The organism is Streptomyces sp. TSRI0281 (genome assembly GCF_001905125.1).
GTDB lineage: Bacteria > Actinomycetota > Actinomycetes > Streptomycetales > Streptomycetaceae > Streptomyces.
Genome location: NZ_LWLE01000033.1, coordinates 141,951 through 162,221 on the forward strand (window position 1 = coordinate 141,951; position 20,271 = coordinate 162,221).

The 20,271-nt window shown below is 69.7% G+C and carries 18 protein-coding genes; 12 read left to right on the top strand and 6 right to left on the bottom strand.

The window, feature by feature from the left end; translation table 11 throughout:
* Positions 1-95: 95 nt before the first annotated feature.
* A complete protein-coding gene (locus A6A29_RS29820) occupies positions 96-785 on the bottom strand; it encodes a TetR family transcriptional regulator (RefSeq protein ID WP_073724688.1) in 690 nt (229 codons plus the stop codon).
* A gap of 238 nt (positions 786-1,023) precedes the next feature.
* Between A6A29_RS29820 and A6A29_RS29825 the strand changes: the two genes are divergently transcribed.
* Together A6A29_RS29825 and A6A29_RS29830 are read left to right on the top strand one after the other, a co-directional pair.
* Positions 1,024-2,511: an MFS transporter gene (locus A6A29_RS29825; protein ID WP_385732805.1), complete on the top strand. Its 1,488-nt coding sequence runs from the start codon at positions 1,024-1,026 to the stop codon at positions 2,509-2,511.
* Between the two features lie 176 nt (positions 2,512-2,687).
* Positions 2,688-3,101: a peptidase inhibitor family I36 protein gene (locus A6A29_RS29830; protein WP_073724692.1), complete on the top strand. Its 414-nt coding sequence runs from the start codon at positions 2,688-2,690 to the stop codon at positions 3,099-3,101.
* Between the two features lie 70 nt (positions 3,102-3,171).
* On the opposite strand, the gene aceE is transcribed toward A6A29_RS29830, so the two are convergent.
* The gene (aceE, locus tag A6A29_RS29835; protein WP_073724711.1) at positions 3,172-5,913 is read right to left on the bottom strand and encodes a pyruvate dehydrogenase (acetyl-transferring), homodimeric type; all 2,742 of its coding nucleotides are present in this window, start codon (positions 5,911-5,913) and stop codon (positions 3,172-3,174) included.
* Positions 5,914-6,396: 483 nt separating this feature from the next.
* On the opposite strand from aceE, the gene A6A29_RS29840 reads away from it, so the two are divergent.
* The 6 genes from A6A29_RS29840 (at position 6,397) to A6A29_RS29865 (ending at position 11,030) form a co-directional block, all read left to right on the top strand.
* Positions 6,397-6,834: a DUF3052 domain-containing protein gene (locus A6A29_RS29840; RefSeq protein ID WP_073724713.1), complete on the top strand. Its 438-nt coding sequence runs from the start codon at positions 6,397-6,399 to the stop codon at positions 6,832-6,834.
* 148 nt (positions 6,835-6,982) lie between these two features.
* Complete coding sequence (locus tag A6A29_RS29845) at positions 6,983-7,441, top strand: peroxiredoxin (RefSeq protein WP_073724715.1); 459 nt, start codon at positions 6,983-6,985, stop codon at positions 7,439-7,441.
* 135 nt (positions 7,442-7,576) lie between these two features.
* Positions 7,577-8,152, top strand: a complete 576-nt coding sequence (locus tag A6A29_RS29850; protein ID WP_073725443.1) for a TerD family protein — start codon at positions 7,577-7,579, stop codon at positions 8,150-8,152.
* A 166-nt stretch (positions 8,153-8,318) separates the two neighbouring features.
* On the top strand, positions 8,319-8,894 hold the full coding sequence (locus tag A6A29_RS29855) for a TerD family protein (RefSeq protein WP_073724717.1): 576 nt from the start codon (positions 8,319-8,321) through the stop codon (positions 8,892-8,894).
* A gap of 70 nt (positions 8,895-8,964) precedes the next feature.
* Complete coding sequence (locus A6A29_RS29860; protein WP_073724719.1) at positions 8,965-10,116, top strand: DUF475 domain-containing protein; 1,152 nt, start codon at positions 8,965-8,967, stop codon at positions 10,114-10,116.
* A gap of 179 nt (positions 10,117-10,295) precedes the next feature.
* Positions 10,296-11,030, top strand: a complete 735-nt coding sequence (locus tag A6A29_RS29865; RefSeq protein ID WP_073724721.1) for a TerD family protein — start codon at positions 10,296-10,298, stop codon at positions 11,028-11,030.
* A gap of 45 nt (positions 11,031-11,075) precedes the next feature.
* On the opposite strand, the gene A6A29_RS29870 is transcribed toward A6A29_RS29865, so the two are convergent.
* Entirely contained in the window at positions 11,076-11,954 is an 879-nt protein-coding gene (locus A6A29_RS29870) for a TerD family protein (RefSeq protein WP_073724723.1), read from the bottom strand.
* Between the two features lie 212 nt (positions 11,955-12,166).
* Between A6A29_RS29870 and A6A29_RS29875 the strand changes: the two genes are divergently transcribed.
* The 4 genes from A6A29_RS29875 (at position 12,167) to A6A29_RS29890 (ending at position 17,666) form a co-directional block, all read left to right on the top strand.
* A complete protein-coding gene (locus A6A29_RS29875) occupies positions 12,167-13,330 on the top strand; it encodes an HpcH/HpaI aldolase/citrate lyase family protein (RefSeq protein WP_073724725.1) in 1,164 nt (387 codons plus the stop codon).
* A gap of 10 nt (positions 13,331-13,340) precedes the next feature.
* Positions 13,341-15,971, top strand: a complete 2,631-nt coding sequence (locus A6A29_RS29880; RefSeq protein WP_073724727.1) for a phosphoribosyltransferase — start codon at positions 13,341-13,343, stop codon at positions 15,969-15,971.
* A 158-nt stretch (positions 15,972-16,129) separates the two neighbouring features.
* A complete protein-coding gene (locus A6A29_RS29885) occupies positions 16,130-16,927 on the top strand; it encodes an HAD family hydrolase (protein ID WP_073725445.1) in 798 nt (265 codons plus the stop codon).
* A 79-nt stretch (positions 16,928-17,006) separates the two neighbouring features.
* On the top strand, positions 17,007-17,666 hold the full coding sequence (locus A6A29_RS29890; RefSeq protein ID WP_073724729.1) for an O-methyltransferase: 660 nt from the start codon (positions 17,007-17,009) through the stop codon (positions 17,664-17,666).
* Positions 17,667-17,718: 52 nt separating this feature from the next.
* On the opposite strand, the gene A6A29_RS29895 is transcribed toward A6A29_RS29890, so the two are convergent.
* The 3 genes from A6A29_RS29895 to A6A29_RS29905 all read right to left on the bottom strand — a co-directional run bounded on the left by A6A29_RS29895 (position 17,719) and on the right by A6A29_RS29905 (position 20,247).
* Complete coding sequence (locus tag A6A29_RS29895; RefSeq protein WP_073724731.1) at positions 17,719-17,940, bottom strand: FmdB family zinc ribbon protein; 222 nt, start codon at positions 17,938-17,940, stop codon at positions 17,719-17,721.
* Positions 17,941-18,008: 68 nt separating this feature from the next.
* A complete protein-coding gene (locus tag A6A29_RS29900; RefSeq protein ID WP_073724733.1) occupies positions 18,009-18,614 on the bottom strand; it encodes a DUF4383 domain-containing protein in 606 nt (201 codons plus the stop codon).
* A 256-nt stretch (positions 18,615-18,870) separates the two neighbouring features.
* Positions 18,871-20,247, bottom strand: coding sequence for a hypothetical protein (locus A6A29_RS29905; RefSeq protein WP_073724735.1), 1,377 nt, complete (start codon positions 20,245-20,247; stop codon positions 18,871-18,873).
* Positions 20,248-20,271: the final 24 nt, after the last annotated feature.

Sequence of the window (20,271 nt, forward strand, 5' to 3'; positions counted from 1 at the left end):
CGGGACGGGAAGATGCGCCTCAGGACGGGATGACGCCTCGGGATGCGTTGGTGTCCCTCAGGGTGCGATGACGCCCCGGGGCGCGATGGTGTCGCTCAGGACGGGATGGCGTCCGGCGGGTCGACGGGTGCTTCCCGGCGCCAGTCGTCCGCGAGGGCGGGGCCGAGCTGGTCCAGGTACACCTCGGTCAGTGAGCGCAGGGAATTCAGGCTCGGGTCCCGGCCCTGGCCCCACAGCTGTCCGGCCACCCGCATCACCCCGCAGAACGCCGCCACGGCGACCCGCGGCCGCGGGTCGGTCGCCAGGTCGAGCCCTTCCCGGTCCGCGATCAGGTGGGCGATCTGCTCCTCCAGGTCGATGCCCCGCCGCATATGGGCGGCGAGCAGGGACGGGGTCGACTCGATCAGCTGGTAGATCCGCACATGGAGGTCGACCGTGACGACTTCTTCCTCCATGCACTCGCCGATACTGTTCCAGGCGCACAGCACGGCACGGCGCATTGCCTCGAAAGGGGCCTCCGCGGCCGGGCGTTGACGCAGCTCCGACAGGAAGCGGGACTCCACCATCTCCTGGATGGCGAAGGCGGTGTCCTCCTTGCTCGCGAAGTAGCGGAAGAAGGTGCGCTGGGAGACCTCGACCGCGTCGACGATCTCGTCGACGGTGGTCCGCTCGTATCCCTGGGTGATGAAAAGATCGAAGGCGGCGTGCAGCAGGGCGTCGCGGGTGCGCTGTTTCTTGCGTTCGCGCAGCCCTGCCGGGTGCTCGCCGTGCTGCCCGTCGGTCACTTACCGGTCCTCTTTTCGCCGCTTTGTCCAGCTCAGCTTACCTGTGAGCTACGTGACAGTTACTGTCTTGTGAAATGGTTTGTCAACTGTCAGTGACTGTCACTAGTCTCCCCGTATGACTAGTCAGACCACCGTCGAGAAGGCTTCGCGGGAGCCGGAAGACACGCTCGTTCCCGCACCGGCCAAGGGGCTGCGCGGCCATCCCTGGCTGACGCTCTTCGCCGTGGCCATCGGCGTGATGATGGTCGCGCTCGACGGCACGATCGTCGCGATCGCCAACCCCGCCATCCAGAAGGACCTCGGCGCCTCGCTCGCCGACGTCCAGTGGATCACCAACGGATACATGCTCGCCCTCGCGGTCTCCCTGATCACCGCGGGCAAACTCGGTGACCGGTTCGGCCACCGCCAGACCTTCCTCATAGGTGTCGTGGGCTTCGCCGCGGCATCCGGGGCCATCGGCCTCTCCGACAGCGTGGCCCTGGTGATCGTGTTCCGGGTGCTCCAGGGTCTCTTCGGCGCCCTGCTGATGCCGGCCGCGCTCGGCCTGCTGCGCGCCACCTTCCCGGCCGAGAAGCTGAACATGGCGATCGGCATCTGGGGCATGGTGATCGGCGCCTCGACCGCGGGCGGTCCGATCCTCGGCGGCGTGCTCGTGGAGCACGTCAGCTGGCAGTCCGTCTTCTTCATCAACGTGCCGGTCGGTGTGATCGCCGTCATCCTCGGCATCGTGATCCTCAGGGACCACCGGGCCGAGAACGCCCCGCGCTCGTTCGACATCGGCGGCATCGTCCTGCTGTCCCAGGCGATGTTCTGTCTGATCTGGGCCCTGATCAAGGGCGCGGAATGGGGCTGGGGCGACTACAAGACGCTCGGCTTCCTCGGCGCCGCCGTGGTCCTGTTCTTCGTCTTCGCGCTCTCCCAGAAGAACGTGCGCGAGCCGCTGATCCCGCTGGCGATGTTCAAGTCCCTCCCGCTGTCCGCGGGTGTGGTCCTCATGGTGCTGATGGCCTTCTCCTTCATGGGCGGGCTGTTCTTCGTCACCTTCTACCTCCAGAACGTGCACGGCATGAGCCCGGTCGACAGCGGGCTGCACCTGCTGCCGCTGACCGCGATGATGATCGTCGCGTCCCCCGTCGCGGGTGCTCTGATCACCAAGTTCGGCCCGCGCGTCCCGCTCGTCGGCGGCATGGTCTGCACCGCGATCGCCTGCTTCGGGATGTCCCAGCTGACCATCGGCACCGGCACGCTGACCATGTCGATCTGGTTCGCCCTGCTCGGCCTCGGCCTCGCGCCGGTCATGGTCGGCGCCACCGAGGTCATCGTGGGCAACGCCCCGATGGAGCTCTCCGGTGTCGCGGGCGGTCTCCAGCAGGCCGGCATGCAGGTCGGCGGCAGCCTCGGTACGGCGGTGCTGGGCGCCGTCATGGCCTCCCAGGTCGACGCCAAGCTCGCCGACAACTGGGCGGCGGCGGAGCTTCCGCCGGTCTCCGGCGAGAAGCTGGAGCAGGCGTCCTCGGCCGTCGAGGTCGGCATGCCGCCGGTCGCGCCGGGCACCCCGCCGGAGATCGCGGCGAAGATCGCGGGCGTCGCCCATGACACGTTCGTGTCGGGCATGAGCACCGCGTTCATGGTCTCGGGCATCGTCGCGGTGGTCGCGGCGCTGGTCGCCATGCTCACCAAGCGCGGTGCGAACGCCGAGGCGGGCGCCGGAGTCGGCCACATCTGACCCCGCGCCCCCGACGGCGCGCGAGCGTCAACACAGCGCGAACGACAGCCCCGCCGGACCCTCCGGCGGGGCTGTCGCCTATCAGGGTGATCCGGCCCCGGCCCCCTTCCCCGGACCTCGCTCCGCGGGTCAGGGTGCGATCAGAAGATCCGCACGACAACGGGGGTTGATCCATCATGCGTACGACCGTTTTCGCCGCCGCGGCCCTGGCCGTCACCGCACTCGTCCCACAGGCCGCCGCCATGATCCCGGCCGGAGCCGGAGCGGCACCCGGGGCCGGCACCGCACCGAAGGCCGCCGGAGTCCGGCTCGGCACCTGCGGGGCGGGTCAGCTCTGCCTCTGGAAGAAGCCCGACTTCACCGGCGCCCGGCAGACCCATGAACTGTCCGCCGTCGACATCGAGAGCTGCGTCCCGCTGCCCCCGGGCAGCGAAGCCCAGGCGCTCGCCAACCGCACCGGGCGCCCCGTCACGACCTACCAGTCGGCGGAGTGCGCGGAGACGGGCGAGTTCGAGACGTACCCCGGCGGCGGCACCTGGGTGCCCCGCTCCCCGTACCAGGTCAGGGCCTTCAAGATCTGGGAGAACTGACGCGAGGGCGGCCGGACACGCCGAAGGGCGGCGGGGCCACCGGCCCCGCCGCCCTCCCCGGCCCCGGTGCTTACGCGTCGCCGCCCGCCGCACCCGGATCGGCCGAGGCCACATCCAGGAGCTCGTAGCGGTCGACCGCCGTCTTCAGCGCCGAACGGTCCACCTTCCCGTCCTTCGCCAGCTCGGTGAGCACCGCGAGAACGATCGACTGCGCGTCGATGTGGAAGAACCTGCGCGCCGCCCCACGGGTGTCGGCGAAGCCGAAACCGTCCGCACCCAGCGACTGGTACGCGCCGGGCACCCAGCGCGCGATCTGGTCCGGCACCGAACGCATCCAGTCCGACACCGCCACGAACGGCCCCTCGGAGCCGGAGAGCTTCCGCGTCACGTACGGGACGCGCTGCTCCTCCTCCGGGTGCAGCAGGTTGTACCGCTCCACGTCCACGGCCTCGCGGCGCAGCTCGTTCCAGGAGGTCGCCGACCAGACGTCCGCCCGGACGTTCCACTCGTCGGCGAGGATCCGCTGCGCCTCGACCGCCCACGGGACCGCCACACCGGACGCCATGATCTGGGCCGGGATCCGGCCCTTCTCACCGCTCCGGTAGCGGTACACGCCCTTGAGGATGCCGTCGACATCCACGTTCTCGGGCTCGGCCGGGTGCTGGATCGGCTCGTTGTACACGGTCAGGTAGTAGAAGACGTCCTCGTTCTCCTCGGGCGTCCCGCCGTACATCCGCCGCAGACCGTCCTGGACGATGTGCGCGATCTCGTACCCGAAGGCCGGGTCGTACGCGACACAGCCCGGGTTCGTCGAGGCGAGCAGCTGCGAGTGGCCGTCCGCGTGCTGGAGACCCTCACCGGTCAGCGTCGTACGGCCGGCCGTGGCGCCCAGCACGAAGCCGCGCGCGAGCTGGTCGGCCATCTGCCAGAACTGGTCACCGGTGCGCTGGAAACCGAACATCGAGTAGAAGACGTACACCGGGATCAGCGGCTCGCCGTGCGTGGCGTAAGCCGAACCCGCGGCGATCAGCGACGCCGTACAGCCCGCCTCGGAGATGCCGTCGTGCAGCATCTGCCCGGTCGGCGACTCCTTGTACGCGAGCAGCAGATCGCGGTCCACCGCCTCGTACTGCTGACCGAGCGGGTTGTAGATCTTCGCACTCGGGAAGAACGCGTCCATGCCGAAGGTGCGGTACTCGTCGGGCGCGATCAGCACGAAACGCTTGCCGATCTCCTTGTCCCGCATGAGTTCCTTCAGGATGCGGACAAACGCCATGGTCGTGGCGATCGACTGCTGACCCGAACCCTTCTTCGCGGGTGCGTACGTCTTGTCCTCGGGCAGGACCAGCGGCTTCGCCCGCACGACACGGGTCGGGACATAACCGCCCAGACCCTTGCGGCGGTCGTGCATGTACTGGATCTCTTCCGAGTCGCGGCCCGGGTGGTAGTACGGCGGGTAGCCCTCGTCCAGCTGCTTGTCCGTGATCGGGATGTGCAGCCGGTCACGGAAGCGCTTGAGGTCCTCGACCGTGAGCTTCTTCATCTGGTGGGTCGCGTTGCGGCCCTCGAAGTTCGGCCCCAGCGTCCAGCCCTTGACCGTCTGCGCGAGGATCACGGTCGGCTGGCCCTTGTGGGCCTTGGCCGCCGCGTACGCCGCGTAGACCTTCCGGTGGTCGTGGCCGCCGCGCCCCAGGTGCAGGATCTGCTGGTCCGACATGTCCTTGACCATGTCGCGCAGCCGCGGGTCGTCACCGAAGAAGTGGTCACGGATGTACGCGCCGGTCTCGGTGGCGTACGTCTGGAACTGCCCGTCCGGCGTGGTGTTGAGCTTGTTGACCAGGATGCCCGTGCGGTCCTGTGCGAGCAGCGGGTCCCAGGAGCGGTCCCAGACGAGCTTGATGACGTTCCAGCCGGCCCCGCGGAACTGCGACTCCAGCTCCTGGATGATCTTGCCGTTGCCGCGCACCGGACCGTCGAGCCGCTGAAGGTTGCAGTTCACGACGAAGGTCAGGTTGTCCAGGCCCTCACGGGCGGCGATGGAGAGCTGGCCGAGCGACTCGGGCTCGTCCATCTCGCCGTCACCCAGATAGGCCCAGACGTGCGAATCGGAGGTGTCGGCGATGCCGCGCGCCTCCATGTAGCGGTTCATCCGCGCCTGGTAGATCGCACCGAGCGGGCCCAGGCCCATGGAGACGGTCGGGAACTCCCAGAAGTCCGGCATCAGCCGCGGGTGCGGGTAGCTGGACAGACCGTTCGGCGCCTTCGACTTCTCCTGGCGGAAGGCGTCGAGCTGCGTCTCGCTCAGCCGGTCGAGCAGGAACGCGCGGGCGTAGATACCGGGGGACGCGTGCCCCTGGAAGAAGATCTGGTCGCCGCCGTCACCCCCGTCCTTGCCGCGGAAGAAGTGGTTGAAGCCCACGTCGTACAGCGAGGCGGAGGAGGCGAAGGTGGCGATGTGACCGCCGACCCCGATCCCGGGACGCTGGGCGCGCGACACCATCACGGCCGCGTTCCAGCGGGTCGCGTTCAGGACCTTGCGCTCGATCTCCTCGTCGCCGGGGAAGAACGGCTCGTCCTTCGTGGCGATCGTGTTCACGTAATCCGTACTGCGCATCTCCGGCACGGCGACACGCTTCTCGCGCGCGCGCTCGATGAGGCGGAGCATCAGATAGCGGGCCCGCTCACGGCCTCGCTCGTCGACGGCGGCGTCGAGAGAGTCGAGCCATTCCTGGGTTTCCTCGGGATCGAAGTCCGGGACCTGGCTCGGAAGGCCGCCAATGATGATCGGGTTGCGATCGGATCCGGAAGCCACGCTGTTCCTTCGCTGTTCGGTGCTGCTCTACGGGGCCTGGTTACGGGGAACGGACCCCCGGGACGGCTGCTGTGCGCCGCCTCCATCGTGTACCGCGAGGGCGTAAACGTCATCTCTACCGCGGGGTAACCGTCAGGTGGTGAAATCTCACGTCCGGGGCACGAGTAGGGGCAGCACACGGATGGGTCGGGCCAAACCGCAACCATACGCCCAAGCCGTCCAAGCGTTCCCAAAGGCTGTTCGACTCCTATTGGCGGATCGAAACGGCATAAGCTGAGGAAGGACGTATACGGACTGGGCGGCATCGAAGGCCCTGCGGGAGACCCGCCGGACGTAGCGGCGACGTGGCAGGGAACGTCACCGTTTAGGCGGTCTCGCACGCTGGGTACTTGCGCGATTCGCCGAGCCCGTGTGGACTACGGCCAATGCCCCGCGCACGCGCGTGGCTGAAGCATTTTCCGAAACATGATCAGGAGGCATCCCGTGAGCGCGACCGCGGACCACGCGGAGGAACGGACCAACCCGGCAGCACGCCTGGGGTTCGAACCCGGACAGGTGGTCCAGGAGATCGGCTACGACGACGACGTCGAGCTGGAGCTCCGTGAGGGCATTGAGGCCACTACCGGCCAGGATCTCGTCGACGAGGACTACGAGGACGTCGCCGACGTCGTCCTGCTCTGGTTCCGTGACGAGGACGGCGACCTTACGGACGCGCTGGTGGATGCCATCGGTCTGCTCGAGGACGGCGGTACGGTCTGGCTGATGACGCCGAAGACCGGCCGTGACGGATACGTCGAACCGAGTGACATCAATGAGGCTGCCCAGACGGCCGGTCTCGCCCAGACCAAGAGCATCAGCGCGGGCAAGGACTGGACGGGCAGCCGTCTCGTCACCCCCAAGGGGGCCAAGGCCAAGCGCTGAACCCTCTCTCTCACCACCCGGGGCCCCCGACGGCAGTACGCCGCCGGGGGCCTTCGTATGTGTCGGCGTACCGCCCATGCGTAGGGTGGTGACCACCCGGACGGCCCAGTCCGGGTGAAGCGGTGAAGTAGCGAAGGGACGCGTTTCCATGGCGATCGAGGTCGGCACCCAGGCCCCGGATTTCGAGCTCAAGGACAACCACGGCCGCACCGTGAGGCTCTCGGACTACCGGGGCGAGAAGAACGTGGTGCTGCTGTTCTACCCGTTCGCCTTCACCGGCGTCTGCACGGGCGAGCTGTGCGCGCTCCGTGACGAGCTGCCGCAGTTCGAGAACGACGACACCCAGCTGCTCGCCGTCTCCAACGACTCCATCCACACCCTGCGGGTCTTCGCCGAGCAGGAGGGCCTGGAGTACCCGTTGGTCTCCGACTTCTGGCCGCACGGCGCGACCTCGCGGGCGTACGGCGTCTTCGACGAGGACAAGGGCTGCGCGGTGCGCGGCACCTTCATCATCGACAAGGAGGGCGTCGTCCGCTGGACCGTCGTCAACGGTCTGCCCGACGCGCGCGACCTGAAGGACTACATCGCGGCGCTCGCGGCGATCTGATCCCGGATTCGCACCGCCCGGCCAAAAGCCTGTTTTGGCCGGGAACCGGTCACTAGGATCCATTCGTTGATCCGATGCCAACGCACTACGGGGACGCTGGTGTCTGCCGGCCCCTGAAAACCTATGGGAGGACTCGTGGGAGTCAGCCTCAGCAAGGGCGGCAACGTCTCGCTGACCAAGGCCGCGCCCAACCTGACCGCGGTCATCGTCGGTCTGGGCTGGGATGCCCGTACCACCACCGGTGGTGATTTCGACCTCGACGCCAGCGCGCTGCTGACGAACGCCGAGGGCAAGGTCGGAAACGACGGGAATTTCGTTTTCTTCAACAACCTCAAGAGCCCCGACGGTTCCGTCGAGCACACCGGTGACAACACCACCGGTGAGGGCGAGGGTGACGACGAGGTCGTCAAGGTGAACCTGGCGGGCGTTCCCGCCGATGTGGAGAAGATCGTCTTCCCGGTCTCGATCTACGAGGCCGAGAGCCGCCAGCAGAGCTTCGGCCAGGTACGCAACGCGTACATCCGCGTGGTCAACCAGGCGGACAACACCGAGCTGGCGCGCTACGACCTGAGCGAGGACGCCTCGACGGAGACCGCCATGGTCTTCGGCGAGCTCTACCGCAACGGCGCGGAGTGGAAGTTCCGCGCCATCGGTCAGGGGTACGCCTCGGGGCTGCGCGGTATCGCGCAGGACTTCGGCGTCAACGTCTGACCGGCACCCGGTGACGGCTCCGCCGAGGCGCTGAGCCGCACCCGCACGTCCCCGTCCGGCGCCGCACACCGTGCGGCGCCGGACGCGCTCACCAGGGCGCTCACGCGCTCGTGTCCGGGCGTCCGAGCGTCCGGCGACATCGTCCAACGACTCGGGGAGGACACACATGGGCGTCACGCTCGCCAAGGGAGGCAATGTCTCCCTCTCCAAGGCCGCTCCCAACCTCACCCAGGTGCTGATCGGGCTCGGCTGGGACGCACGATCCACCACCGGAGCCGACTTCGATCTCGACGCCAGCGCCCTGCTGTGCCAGTCGGGGCGGGTGCTCGGTGACGAGTGGTTCGTGTTCTACAACAACCTCACCAGCCCGGACGGCTCCGTGGAGCACACCGGTGACAACCTCACGGGTGAGGGTGACGGCGACGACGAGTCGGTCATCGTGCACCTCGACCAGGTGCCTGACCACTGCGACAAGATTCTTTTCCCCGTCTCGATCCATGAAGCGGACCATCGCGGGCAGACGTTCGGCCAGGTCAGCAATGCCTTCATCCGCGTGGTGAATCAGGCGGACGGCCAGGAACTGGCGCGCTACGACCTCAGCGAGGACGCCTCGACGGAGACCGCGATGATCTTCGGCGAGCTCTACCGGTACAACGGCGAGTGGAAATTCCGTGCAGTGGGGCAGGGGTACGCGTCGGGGCTGCGAGGTATCGCTCTAGACTTCGGGGTCAACGTTTCGTAAAGCCGCGCACGGCGCGGGGGAGCCCCGTACTCACCGGGGGAGACCCTTACATAACACGATGGGGTAGCCAGTGGTTCTGAAAACCTTCGGCTGGTCGTTCGCGGTCACCGCGCTCGGCCTGGTCGCAGCGGCGTTCTACGGGGGGTGGCAGGCATTCGGAGTGGTGGCGATCCTGTCGGTCCTGGAGATCTCGCTGTCCTTCGACAACGCGGTGATCAACGCCGGAATCCTGAAGAAGATGAATGCCTTCTGGCAGAAGATCTTCCTCACGGTGGGTGTGCTCATCGCGGTCTTCGGTATGCGGCTGGTCTTCCCCGTCGTGATCGTGGCCATCAGTGCGCAACTCGGTCCGATCGAGGCGATCGATCTTTCCTTCAACGACCCTGACAGGTACAAGGAACTGGTCACGGACGCGCATCCGTCGATCGCCGCCTTCGGTGGCATGTTCCTGATCATGATCTTCCTCGACTTCATCTTCGAGGACCGCGACATCCAGTGGCTGCGCTGGATCGAGCGTCCGCTCGCCAAGCTCGGCAAGGTCGACATGCTGTCGGTCTGCGTCGCGCTGATCCTGCTGCTGATCGCGGCCATGACGTTCGCGACCCAGGCCCACCAGCACGGTGGCGGGCACGCGGACAAGGCGTCGACCGTCATGCTCTCCGGTATCGCGGGTCTGATCACGTACCTCGTGGTCGGCGGGCTCTCCAGCTTCTTCGAGAACAAGCTCGAAGAGGAGGAGGAGCGCGAGCACGAGGCCGAGGAAGAGGCCAAGAAGGCGGGTAAGCCGGTCTCGGCGGTCGCCCTCGCGGGCAAGGCCGCGTTCTTCATGTTCCTCTATCTTGAGGTCCTGGACGCGTCCTTCTCCTTCGACGGTGTCATCGGCGCCTTCGCCGTCACCAACGAGATCGTGCTGATGGCCCTCGGCCTCGGTATCGGTGCCATGTACGTCCGTTCGCTCACCGTCTACCTGGTCCGCCAGGGCACGCTGGACGACTACGTCTACCTGGAGCACGGCGCCCACTACGCCATCGGCGCGCTGGCCGTCATCCTGCTCGTCACCATCCAGTACGAGATCAACGAGCTCATCACCGGCCTCGTCGGCGTCGTGCTGATCGGCTGGTCGTTCTGGTCCTCGGTGCGCCGCAACAAGGGGATCGCCGCGGCCGGCGGCGACGGGGGCGACACCTCGGGATCCAAGGCGGAAGTCTCCTCCGGGGTGTGACCCGGTAGGTATTGAGGAACGCTCTCTGCGGGGCGGCCCACACGGCGACGGCTCTCCGGTAGGACCCGGACCCGGCCCGGTGGCCGCCCCGCAGTGATGTGTCCCGCGCCGATGCGCGGGACAGCGCGGTACATGCGGGTGGGGTCGGGATACCGGTCACGAAACAGGTGGGGGTTGGGATGGGCTTCTTCGACGGCCTGTGGCCGGGGCGAGCGGCACAGTTCGAGGCGGGCGATTCCGCGACGAGTTCGATCGTGCTCTCCAAACGGAACGCCACGGTCTCGCTGAACAAACAGGGCGCGCTCTCCGGCAATCTCCGGGTCAATCTGTCCTGGCAGATGCGGAGCTCGGACATCTCGGGCGGGTCGCGCGGGAGCGGCTCGCTGCTGCGCCCGTTCAAGCTCTTCAAGCCCGAGGTGGTCCAGGCGCACACCCAGGGCATGGTCAACGTCGACCTGGACCTCGGCTGCATGTACGAACTCCAGGACGGCACCAAGGGAGTCGTGCAGCCGCTGGGCAACCTGATAGGCGATCTGAACGGCCCGCCGTACATCCGGCTCAGTGGCGACGACCGCTTCGGCGCACCGTCGGGGGAGACGGTCTACGTCAATCTCGACCAGCGCGACCAGATCAAGCGGCTGCTGTTCTTCTGCTACATCTACGACCAGACGCCGGCGTTCGACCGTACGCACGCCAAGGTGACGCTCTACCCGGGCAACGGCCCGCGCATCGAGATCGAGCTGGACGAGCGCGCCCCGCAGGCCCGCTCCTGCGCTGTGTTCACCGTGGAGAACATCAAGGACGAGCTCATCGTGCGGCGCGAGGTGAAATTCGTCTACGGCTTCCAGTCGGAGCTGGACCGGATGTACGGCTTCGGGATGCAGTGGGGGCGCGGCTACAAGACCCGGGCCTGAGAGCCGGCCGCCCACCGGCCGGACCGGCCCCCGGGGCCCGGCGGCTCAGGAACGGACGAACTGCGGGCCCTGCGGGGGCAGCACGAAGTGCGGGTCCGGCGCGAAGGCGGCGGCCGCCGCGGGCTGCGGATAGCCGTACGTGGGCGGCGCGGAGACGGGTTGCGGGTAGCCGTACGCGGGCGGCGCCGACGTCGGCTGCGGGTAGCCGTAGCCGGGGGGCGCCGTCGCGGGCTGCGGATAGCCGTACGCGGGCTGCTGATGCTGGACCGTGGCCTGCGAGTCCGCGGCGAGCGGGTGGGCCGGGAGCGGCCCCTGTGCGGCTTCCTCCTGCGCCTGCGCCGCCGCCCGCGCTTCCGCCTGAGCCTCCGCCTCCGACTCGTCGACCGAGATCCCGAAGGCGGTGGCGAGCCCGATCAGACCCGTCGGATAGCCCTGTCCGACCGCCCGGAACTTCCAGCCCTCCCCGCGCCGGTAGAGCTCGCCGCAGATGATCGCGGTCTCCTCACCGGTCTCCGCCCGGATATCGAAGACGGCCATCGGCTCACCGTCCGCGAGCGCGGCGTCGAACAGCAGTATCCGCAGGTCCCGGACCTGCTGGAAGGGCGCGCCGTCGGAGGACGCGGCGATGACCACCTGGTCCACCGAGGGATCGAGCGCGGCCAGATCCGCCTCGATCGTGTCGGTCAGCCCTTCGGCGACGCTGCGCTTCGGCAGCCGTCGCACCAGACCGGAGGGGTGGCGGGGCTGGTTGTAGAAGACGAAGTCCTCATCGGAGCGCACACGGCCGGAGGTGCCCAGCAACAGGGCGGAGGCATCCACATCCGGAACGTCGGCCCCCGGGGTCCAGCGCAGCACGGCCCGTACGGCCATGGCGTCGAGGGGGACGTTCGAGCCCTTCAGCATCGCGTGCGTCATGCCCGTCATCCTGCCTGCTGGCCGCCCGTGCGGACAACGCGGGGGGCGCAACGGACAGGTCCGGCGGCGCCCGGGGGAGGCGTGACCATACCGCGCGGAGGGAGTGGGCAATGGGCGGGTAACCGGAAATTCATGCACATGGGGAACTGTTGACACCCGCCCGTACGTACTATTACCGGCCATACGTTTGTCCAGCCGGTCAGGCAGTTCGGGGGAAACTCATGCGTCATTTCGGGCATATCTCGCCCGCTGCTCGGGAGGGCCTGTTCTTCCAGGAGCCGTGCGAATTCCACGCGAGCTCGTCCGCCAGGCTGCTGTCGGTCGCCCTGGGAGCCACCCTCTACTCTCCGGCCACCCGGCCGAACCTCGCCGAAGACGTGATCAAACAGGCGGGGCTCGGAGTCGTCTCCATGGTGCTCTGCCTGGAGGACTCGATCAACGACACCGAGGTGGTCGAGGCCGAGGCGAACCTGGTCAGACAGTTCACGGAGCTCGCCACGCGGCCCGACCAGGTCCCGCTGCTCTTCATCCGGGTCCGCGAGCCCGGCCAGATCAACGACCTGGTCGACCGGCTCGGCCCGGCGGTCCGGATGTTGTCCGGATTCGTACTACCGAAATTCACGGAGGAGCGGGGCACGCTCTTCCTGGAAGCACTCGCCGACGCGGAAGCGGCCTGCGGGCAAAGACTCTTCGCCATGCCGGTTCTCGAATCGCCGGAGCTCCTCCATCTGGAGACCCGGAGCGAAACCCTTCACGGAATCGCCCGCTCCGTGGACAAGTACCGCGACCGTGTCCTCGCGCTGCGGCTCGGCGTCACCGACTTCTGCTCGGCCTACGGTCTGCGCCGGGCGCCCGACATGACGGCGTACGACGTCCAGATCGTCGGTGCCGTCATCGGCGATGTCGTCAACGTCCTGGGCAGGGCGGACGGGACGGGCTTCACGATCACCGGACCGGTGTGGGAGTACTTCCGCCTCCAGGAACGCATGTTCAAACCGCAGCTGCGCCGCAGCCCCTTCCTGGAGGGCCGGGCGGAGGAACTGCGTACCGCACTCATCGAGCACGACCTGGACGGCCTGCTGCGGGAGATCGGGCTCGACCGGGCCAACGGGCTGCTCGGCAAGACCTGCATCCACCCGTCGCACGTGGCTCCCGTGCACGCACTGTCGGTGGTCAGTCACGAGGAGTTCAGCGACGCCCAGGACATCCTGCGGCCGGAACGTGACGGCGGCGGTGTACTGCGTTCCGCGTACACGAACAAGATGAACGAAGTGAAGCCGCACCGGGCCTGGGCCGAGCGCACGCTCCTGCGGGCCGAGGTCTTCGGTGTGGCGAGGGAAGACGTCGGCTTCGTGGAACTGCTGGCCGCCGGCCTGGCGAACTGAGCGCGCGCCGATGAGCGAGCGCGCGACGAGAGAAGAGACTGTGGACGTGGTGTGGTCGGGCAGCTGGGTTGCCGAGCGACTGGGGGTCGAGCTGACCGGCGACGGGGAGCTCCGGGAAATGCTGGGCCTCGCCCTGCGCCGCAATCCCAAGCGGGCGCATCTGCTCGTGTCGAACGTGCTCGGCAAGCATGTGCCGCAGCGGCCTTCGGTGGTGTACGGCGCCGGGTTCGAGCTGGGCGAGCGGGTACGGGCGCTCCTGGGTGACACCGAGGCCGCCCGCGCGGTCGTCCTCGGCTACGCCGAAACGGCCACCGGCCTCGGCCACGCCGTCGCGGACGGGCTCGGGACGGCCCCGTACCTGCACTCGACGCGACGCCCGGTGGAGGGCGTCGCCAGGGCGGGCGGCTTCGAGGAGTCCCACTCCCACGCCACGTCGCACCTCCTGCTTCCGGAGGACGGGGCGCTGCTGGCGGGCCCCGGCACCGACGGCGCCCCCGCGCCGCTGGTCCTGGTCGACGACGAGTTCTCCACCGGCAACACCGTGCTCAACACGATGCGCATGCTCCATGAGCTGTACCCCCGCGAGCGGTACGTCGTGGTGGCCCTGGTGGACATGCGCTCGGAGCGGGACCGCGGCCGGCTGGCCGAGTTCGCCGCCGAGACCGGTGCCCGCGTCGACCTGGTGGCGCGCGGCGCGGGGACGGTCAGCCTGCCGGACGGCGTACTGGAGCGGGGCCAGGCACTGGTCGCCGCGCAGGAGGCGGAGCAGGAGGCGCGGGAGTCGGGGCAGGCGGCACCGGAGTCCGGACAGATGGCACCGGAGTCCGGGCAGGCGGCACCGCAGTCCGGACAGACGGCCCCGGCTTCCGGCCGCGCGCCGGTGGAACCGGCGGCCACCTGCACCCGGATACCACTGGGCTGGCCCGCCGGCGTCCCCGACGGCGGCCGGCACGGCTTCACCCCCGCCCACCGGGCGCTCCTGGAACCGGCACTGCCGGGCATGGCCGCCCGGATCGCCGACGCGCTGGGCGACGCCCGCCGCGTACTGGTCCTCGGCTTCGAGGAACTGATGTACGCGCCGCTGCGCCTCGGCACCGCGCTGGAGGCCCTCACCGACGCCGACGTGCGGTACTCGACCACGACGCGCTCACCTGTCCTGGCCGTCGACGACCCCGGCTACGCGATACGCAGCCGACTGGTCTTCCCGGCCCACGACAACCCGGCCGACGGCCCCGGCGACCGGTACGCCTACAACGTGGCGGGCGCCGGTTTCGACGCGGTCGTGGCCGTCGTCGACTCCACCGCCGACACCCCCGAGCTGCACGCCCCGGACGGCCTGCTGGCCCGGCTCGGAGCGCACACCGGCAGGGTCCTGCTCGCGGTCGTCCCCTCGTACACCCCGGCACCCGCCCCGGCCGCCGAACCCGCGTCCGCCCCCGCCGCCGAGCCCGCCCCCTCACACGCCTCCTCGTATGCCTCCGACCGGCAGGAACCCCGCATGCTGCCCGAGCCCCTCCGCGGCCCCGACTTCTCCTCCTACGCGGCCACCGATGTCGGCTGGCTGCTCCAGGATCTCTCGGACACGGAGCTGGAAGCACCCACCGAGGAGCGCGAGGAGGCGATACAGAGCGGTGGCGCGCACTACGCCGAGTCGCTGCCCGTGGAGTACCAGCCCAGCGCCGAGTACCAGGCCCTGTTCCAGGCGGCCCTGGACACCTCGGCCGCACGCATCGCCCGAGCCGTCGGGACCGTCACCGAAACCGTCCTCGCCGAGCGCGGCCCGCGCCCGGTGCTGGTCTCCCTGGCCCGTGCCGGCACCCCCGTCGGCGTACTGATGCGCCGCTGGGCCCAGCACCGGCACGGCCTCGACCTGCCGCACTACGCCGTCTCCATCGTGCGCGGGCGGGGCATCGACGCCAACGCCCTGCGCTGGCTGGCCGCCCACCACGACCCGGCCGACGTCGTGTTCGTCGACGGCTGGACCGGAAAGGGCGCGATCACGCGCGAACTGGCCGTGGCACTGGCCGAGTTCGAGGGCTTCAACCCCGAGATCGCGGTCCTGGCCGACCCGGGCGGCTGCGTGCGTACATACGGTACGCGCGAGGACTTCCTCATTCCGTCCGCGTGCCTCAACTCCACGGTCTCCGGCCTGATCTCCCGTACCGTCCTGCGCGCCGACCTGGTCGGCCCCGAGGACTTCCACGGGGCGAAGTTCTACCGGGAGCTGGCCGGCGCGGATGTGTCCGGCCACTTTCTGGACACGGTCGCGGCCCGCTTCGACGAGGTCGTGGACGACGTCGACGCCGAGGTCAAGGAGCTGCTGACCGTCGACCGGGCACCCACCTGGGAGGGCTGGGCCGCCGTCGAGCGGATCAGCGAGGAGTACGGCATCCATGACGTCAACCTGGTCAAGCCGGGTGTCGGCGAGACCACGCGCGTCCTGCTGCGCCGGGTCCCGTGGAAGATCCTCGCCCAGCGGAGCGCGGGCGCGGACCTTGAGCACATTCGGCTGCTGGCCGCGCAGCGCGGGGTCCCGGTCGAGGAGGTCGATGAACTTCCGTACACCTGCGTGGGTCTGATCCACCCGCAGTTCACCAGGGGCGCGACGGGCGCGGACGGCAAGGCGGTGACGGAAAAGTGACCTCCACCGAGAAGCCGACGGGGACGTCCGCCGGGACGTCGACCGGGACGTCGACCGGGACGTCGACCGGGACCTCCGCCGGGACCTCCGCCGGGACGTCGACCGGGACCTCCACCGGGGATGGCGCCGGAACCTCCGCCGGGGATGGCGCGGTGACCATGGTCGCCAGCGACCTCGACCGCACCCTCATCTACTCCTCCGGGGCGCTCCACCTCACCGTGCCGGACGCCGAGGCCCCCCGGCTGCTGTGCGTGGAGGTGTACGACCACAAGCCGCTCTCGTACCTGACGGAGACGGCGGCCGGACTCCTGCGGGACGTGGCCCGTTCGACGGTCTTCGTACCGGCCACCACCCGTACCCGCGAGCAGTACCACCGCATCCACCTCCCCGGCCCGGCCCCCCGCTACGCCATCTGCGCCAACGGCGGGCACCTCCTGGTCGACGGGGTCTCCGACCCGGACTGGCAGGCACAGGTGGCGACCCGGCTCGCCGACGAATGCGCCTCGCTCGCCGAGGTCCGGGCCCACCTCGTCGCCGCCGCCGACCCGGCGTGGCTGCTCAAGGAACGGGTCGCCGAGGACCTCTTCGCCTACCTCGTCGTCGAGCGCGCGCTGCTGCCCGGGGACTGGGTGAAGGAACTGGCGGAGTGGGCGGACGGCCGCGGCTGGACCGTCTCGCTCCAGGGCCGGAAGATCTACGCCGTGCCCCGGCCCCTCACCAAGAGCGCCGCGATGCGGGAGGTCGCCCGCCGCTGCGGCGCCACGCTCACCCTCGCCGCCGGTGACTCGCTCCTCGACGCCGACCTGCTGCTGGCCGCCGACCGCGGCTGGCGCCCCGGCCACGGAGAACTCGCGGACAGCGGCTGGAGCGCCCCCCACGTCGAGGCACTCGGCGAGAGCGGGGTAGCGGCGGGCGAGGAGATCCTGCGCCGGTTCCTGGGCGCGGACACGGCGTAGGGCCGGGCTTCCGGGCGTGGCGGCCCCGGGCTGGTCAAGCTGCGTACGGGAGACCGACCGCACGAAGGAGCGACGCGCGATGACCAAGGGCAACGAAACCAAGATCACGGACGAGCTGTACGCGTACATGCTGGCGCACAACCCGCCGCTGGACGCGGTCCAGCGCGAGCTGGTGGAGACCACCTACGCGCGCTTTCCCGACCACGCCGGGATGCAGTCGGCCGCGGAACAGGGCCCGCTGCTCGCGTTCCTCGTCCGGCTGACGGGCGCCAGGCATGTCGTGGAGGTCGGCACGTTCACCGGCTTCAGCGCCCTGGCGATGGCGCAGGCGCTTCCGGCGGACGGGGTCCTGATCGCGTGCGACATCTCGGAGGAGTGGACGGCGTACGGCCGGGAGGCATGGGCGGAGGCGGGCGTCGCCGACCGCATCGACCTGCGCATCGCGCCCGCCCTCGACACCCTGCGGGCGCTGCCGTCCGAGCCGCACATCGACTTCGCCTACCTGGACGCGGACAAGGGCAACTACATCCCGTACTGGGAGGAGTTGGTGCCCCGGATGCGCCCCGGCGGCGTCATCGCCACGGACAACGTGCTGTTCCACGGCGGGGTCACGGACCCGGAGGCGACCGGGGGAGCGGCGGCGATCAAGGAGTTCAACGACCATGTCGGCGCCGATGTCCGGATGGACAGCGTGCTGCTGACGGTCGCGGACGGGCTGACGCTCTCCCGTAAGAAGTAGCGCGCCGGCCCGCCCCCCCCCCGCCGGTACCGGGGCGTTCGTCGCCCGGGTCTCAGCCGCAGCAACCGCCGCCGCAGCAACCACCACCTCCGCCTCCGCCGCCGGACGGGGCGGGTGCGGACGCGGCCGATCCGCCCACGGCCACGGTGGAGAGCAGCTTCACGGTGTCGTCGTGCCCGGCGGGGCAGGCGGCGGGGTCGGAGGATTCCGCCATCGGGCGGCTGAGTTCGAATGTGTCTCCGCAGGTGCGGCAGCGGAATTCATAGCGAGGCATGGCCCCAGGCTAGGGCCAACGCCGGTACGGGGCTACGCCCGAAGGCGTGGGCCCGGTTTCCGGGTGGCCTACCTGTGGGCGTCCGGCACGGTGAGGGGCGGCCGCCCGCGGCGGGCCTCGTGGGCGGCCTGTTCCGGGTGACGGGCGCGCCAGTACGGGTTGTCGTGCGGCAAGCCGCCGCTGACCCTCCCGTACATCCCGAAGAACATCAGCATCACGCCGACCACAAAGCTGAACAGCACGTTCTGGATCTGGAAGGCGAGGAAGTTCATACCGGTGTCCAGGAGCGCGAGATTCACGAATCCGCTGAGGATGAAGGCGATGCCCAGGACCATGTTGAGGGTGGAGGCGAAGTTGCCGCCGATGACCATTCCGGCGAAGAGCAGCAGCCCGACGCAGATGGACAGCACGCTGAGCGCACCGTTGGTGTTGAGGCCCGCGACCGTGTCGCCGCCGGTGTCGAAGAAGCCGATCTTGTCGATCAGCCCGAGGATGCCGAAGGCGAGCAGCACCAGTCCGGTCAGCCCGGCTCCGATCCGGTAGACCTGGCTGAGCCGGTGGTCGACCGGGAGGTGCTCGTCGAGCTGGATGCCGGTGCGCCGCCGAACGGAATGCGGCGGCCCGGGGCGGGATACGAGGGGTGCGCGAGGTTCATGACGTGCGTGTATGGCCATGTCGGACTCCTTCGGCCTCCTGTGAAGCCGCGTACTTCCAGGATCGGCCACCCGCGACCACGGGACAAATCGGACGCCGGCGTGTGCGGGGCAGCGCGGTGCAAGCGTGGTGCCGGGCCGGGCGCAGCCACGCTTCGACTCCCCTCCCCCTCCGCCTGAGGCTCGGCCTCCGCCTCGGGTCTCCGCCTCGGGCTCGGGCTCGACGTCGGGCCTCGGGTCTCCGCCTCTGGCCTCCGCCTTCGGCTCCGCCTCCCCCTCAGGCTCCGGCCCCGCGCTCCTCACGGATCTCGGAGACCACCCGGGCCGCGGTCTGCCGCACGGCCTCGGTCTCGGTCAGGAAGTGCCAGTAGTCGGGGTGCCGTCCCTCAAGGCCGCTGATGGCACGGTCCAGCCGGGCCACGGCGTCGTCCAGTGGCCGGGCGTGGCGCGGATCGGGCGTGTTGCGTCCGGCCATGGCCAGCCGCTGGGCGTCCCGGATGGCGAACCGGGTCCGCTGGATCTCCTGCTCCGGGTCCTTCGCCACGGCGTCCAGCCGCTGCAACCGGTCACCGGCGGCGGACACCGCCTCATCGGTCGCGTTCAGCAGGGCCCGGACCGTGCTCAGCAGGGAGATGGCGTCGGGCCGGCGCTGTTCGTCCCGGGCCTTGGCGGCCTCGGCGAGCTTCTCCTCGGCCTGCCGGATGTTCACCGACGCCTGCTCGGGGACGGGCTGGAGGTCCTGCCAGCACGCGGCCGAGAACCGCCGCCGCAATTCGCTGAGCACCGGCTCGACCGAGCCCGCGCGCGTCGTCAGCGCCTGGGCGCGGGTGCGCAGCGACACCAGCCGCCGGTCGATCTCGGCGGCCCGCTCCGGCAGCCGCTCGGCCTCGGCCCGTACCGCCTCGGCGTCACGCAGCACCGTGTCGGCCCGCTGGAGGGTCTCCGCCACCCCGTGCCGGCCGGCGCCCTGATTGAGCTTGGTCAGCTCCGGGGCGAGGGCCGCCAGCCGTGCCGCGAGATCGTCCGCCCGCAGCCCGGACGCCCGCACCGCGTCGAGAGCGTTGCTCGCACCGAGCAGCGCATGCCGGGCCCGCTCCACGGCGGGCACGAGCCGGGCGAGCTGGGTCTCCGCACTGCCGAGCAGCGGCCCGAGCCCCTGCGCGAACCGATCCAGCTCGCCCTTGACCCGTACGAGATCGTCCTTGGCCCGGGTCAGCTCGCTCCGGGCGTGGGTGGCGACGGACGGTTCCAGATCGTCCCGGTCGAGGTCGTGCGCGTCGACGGCCGTGATGTAGGCATGGCTGACCTCGTCGATGCGCCGTCCCAGCGCGGCGAAGTCGTCCGCCGCCTTGCGGCCACGCGAGGAACTGTCGACGGCGGTGATCGTCTCGATCGAGATCCGGAGGTCGCGCTGAGCGGTGTCCAGCTCGTAGAAGGCTTCGGCTGCCGCGTCCTTCGCCGCCTGAGCGTCGGCGCGCTGGCTCTCCCCGCGCCCGCCGAACCAGCGGCGCGTACCGCCACCGGCGAAGGAGGCGGGCAGCGCGGCGACGAGGAGGGGCACCGGCAGCAGCATCAGCGCCACCACGTCCCGGACCCCCTGGACGGCGGAACTCCCACCCGCTCTTGCCTGCGGCCGCGCGTGTGTCGCCGTCACATCCCTCTCCCGTGCTGTTTCGCC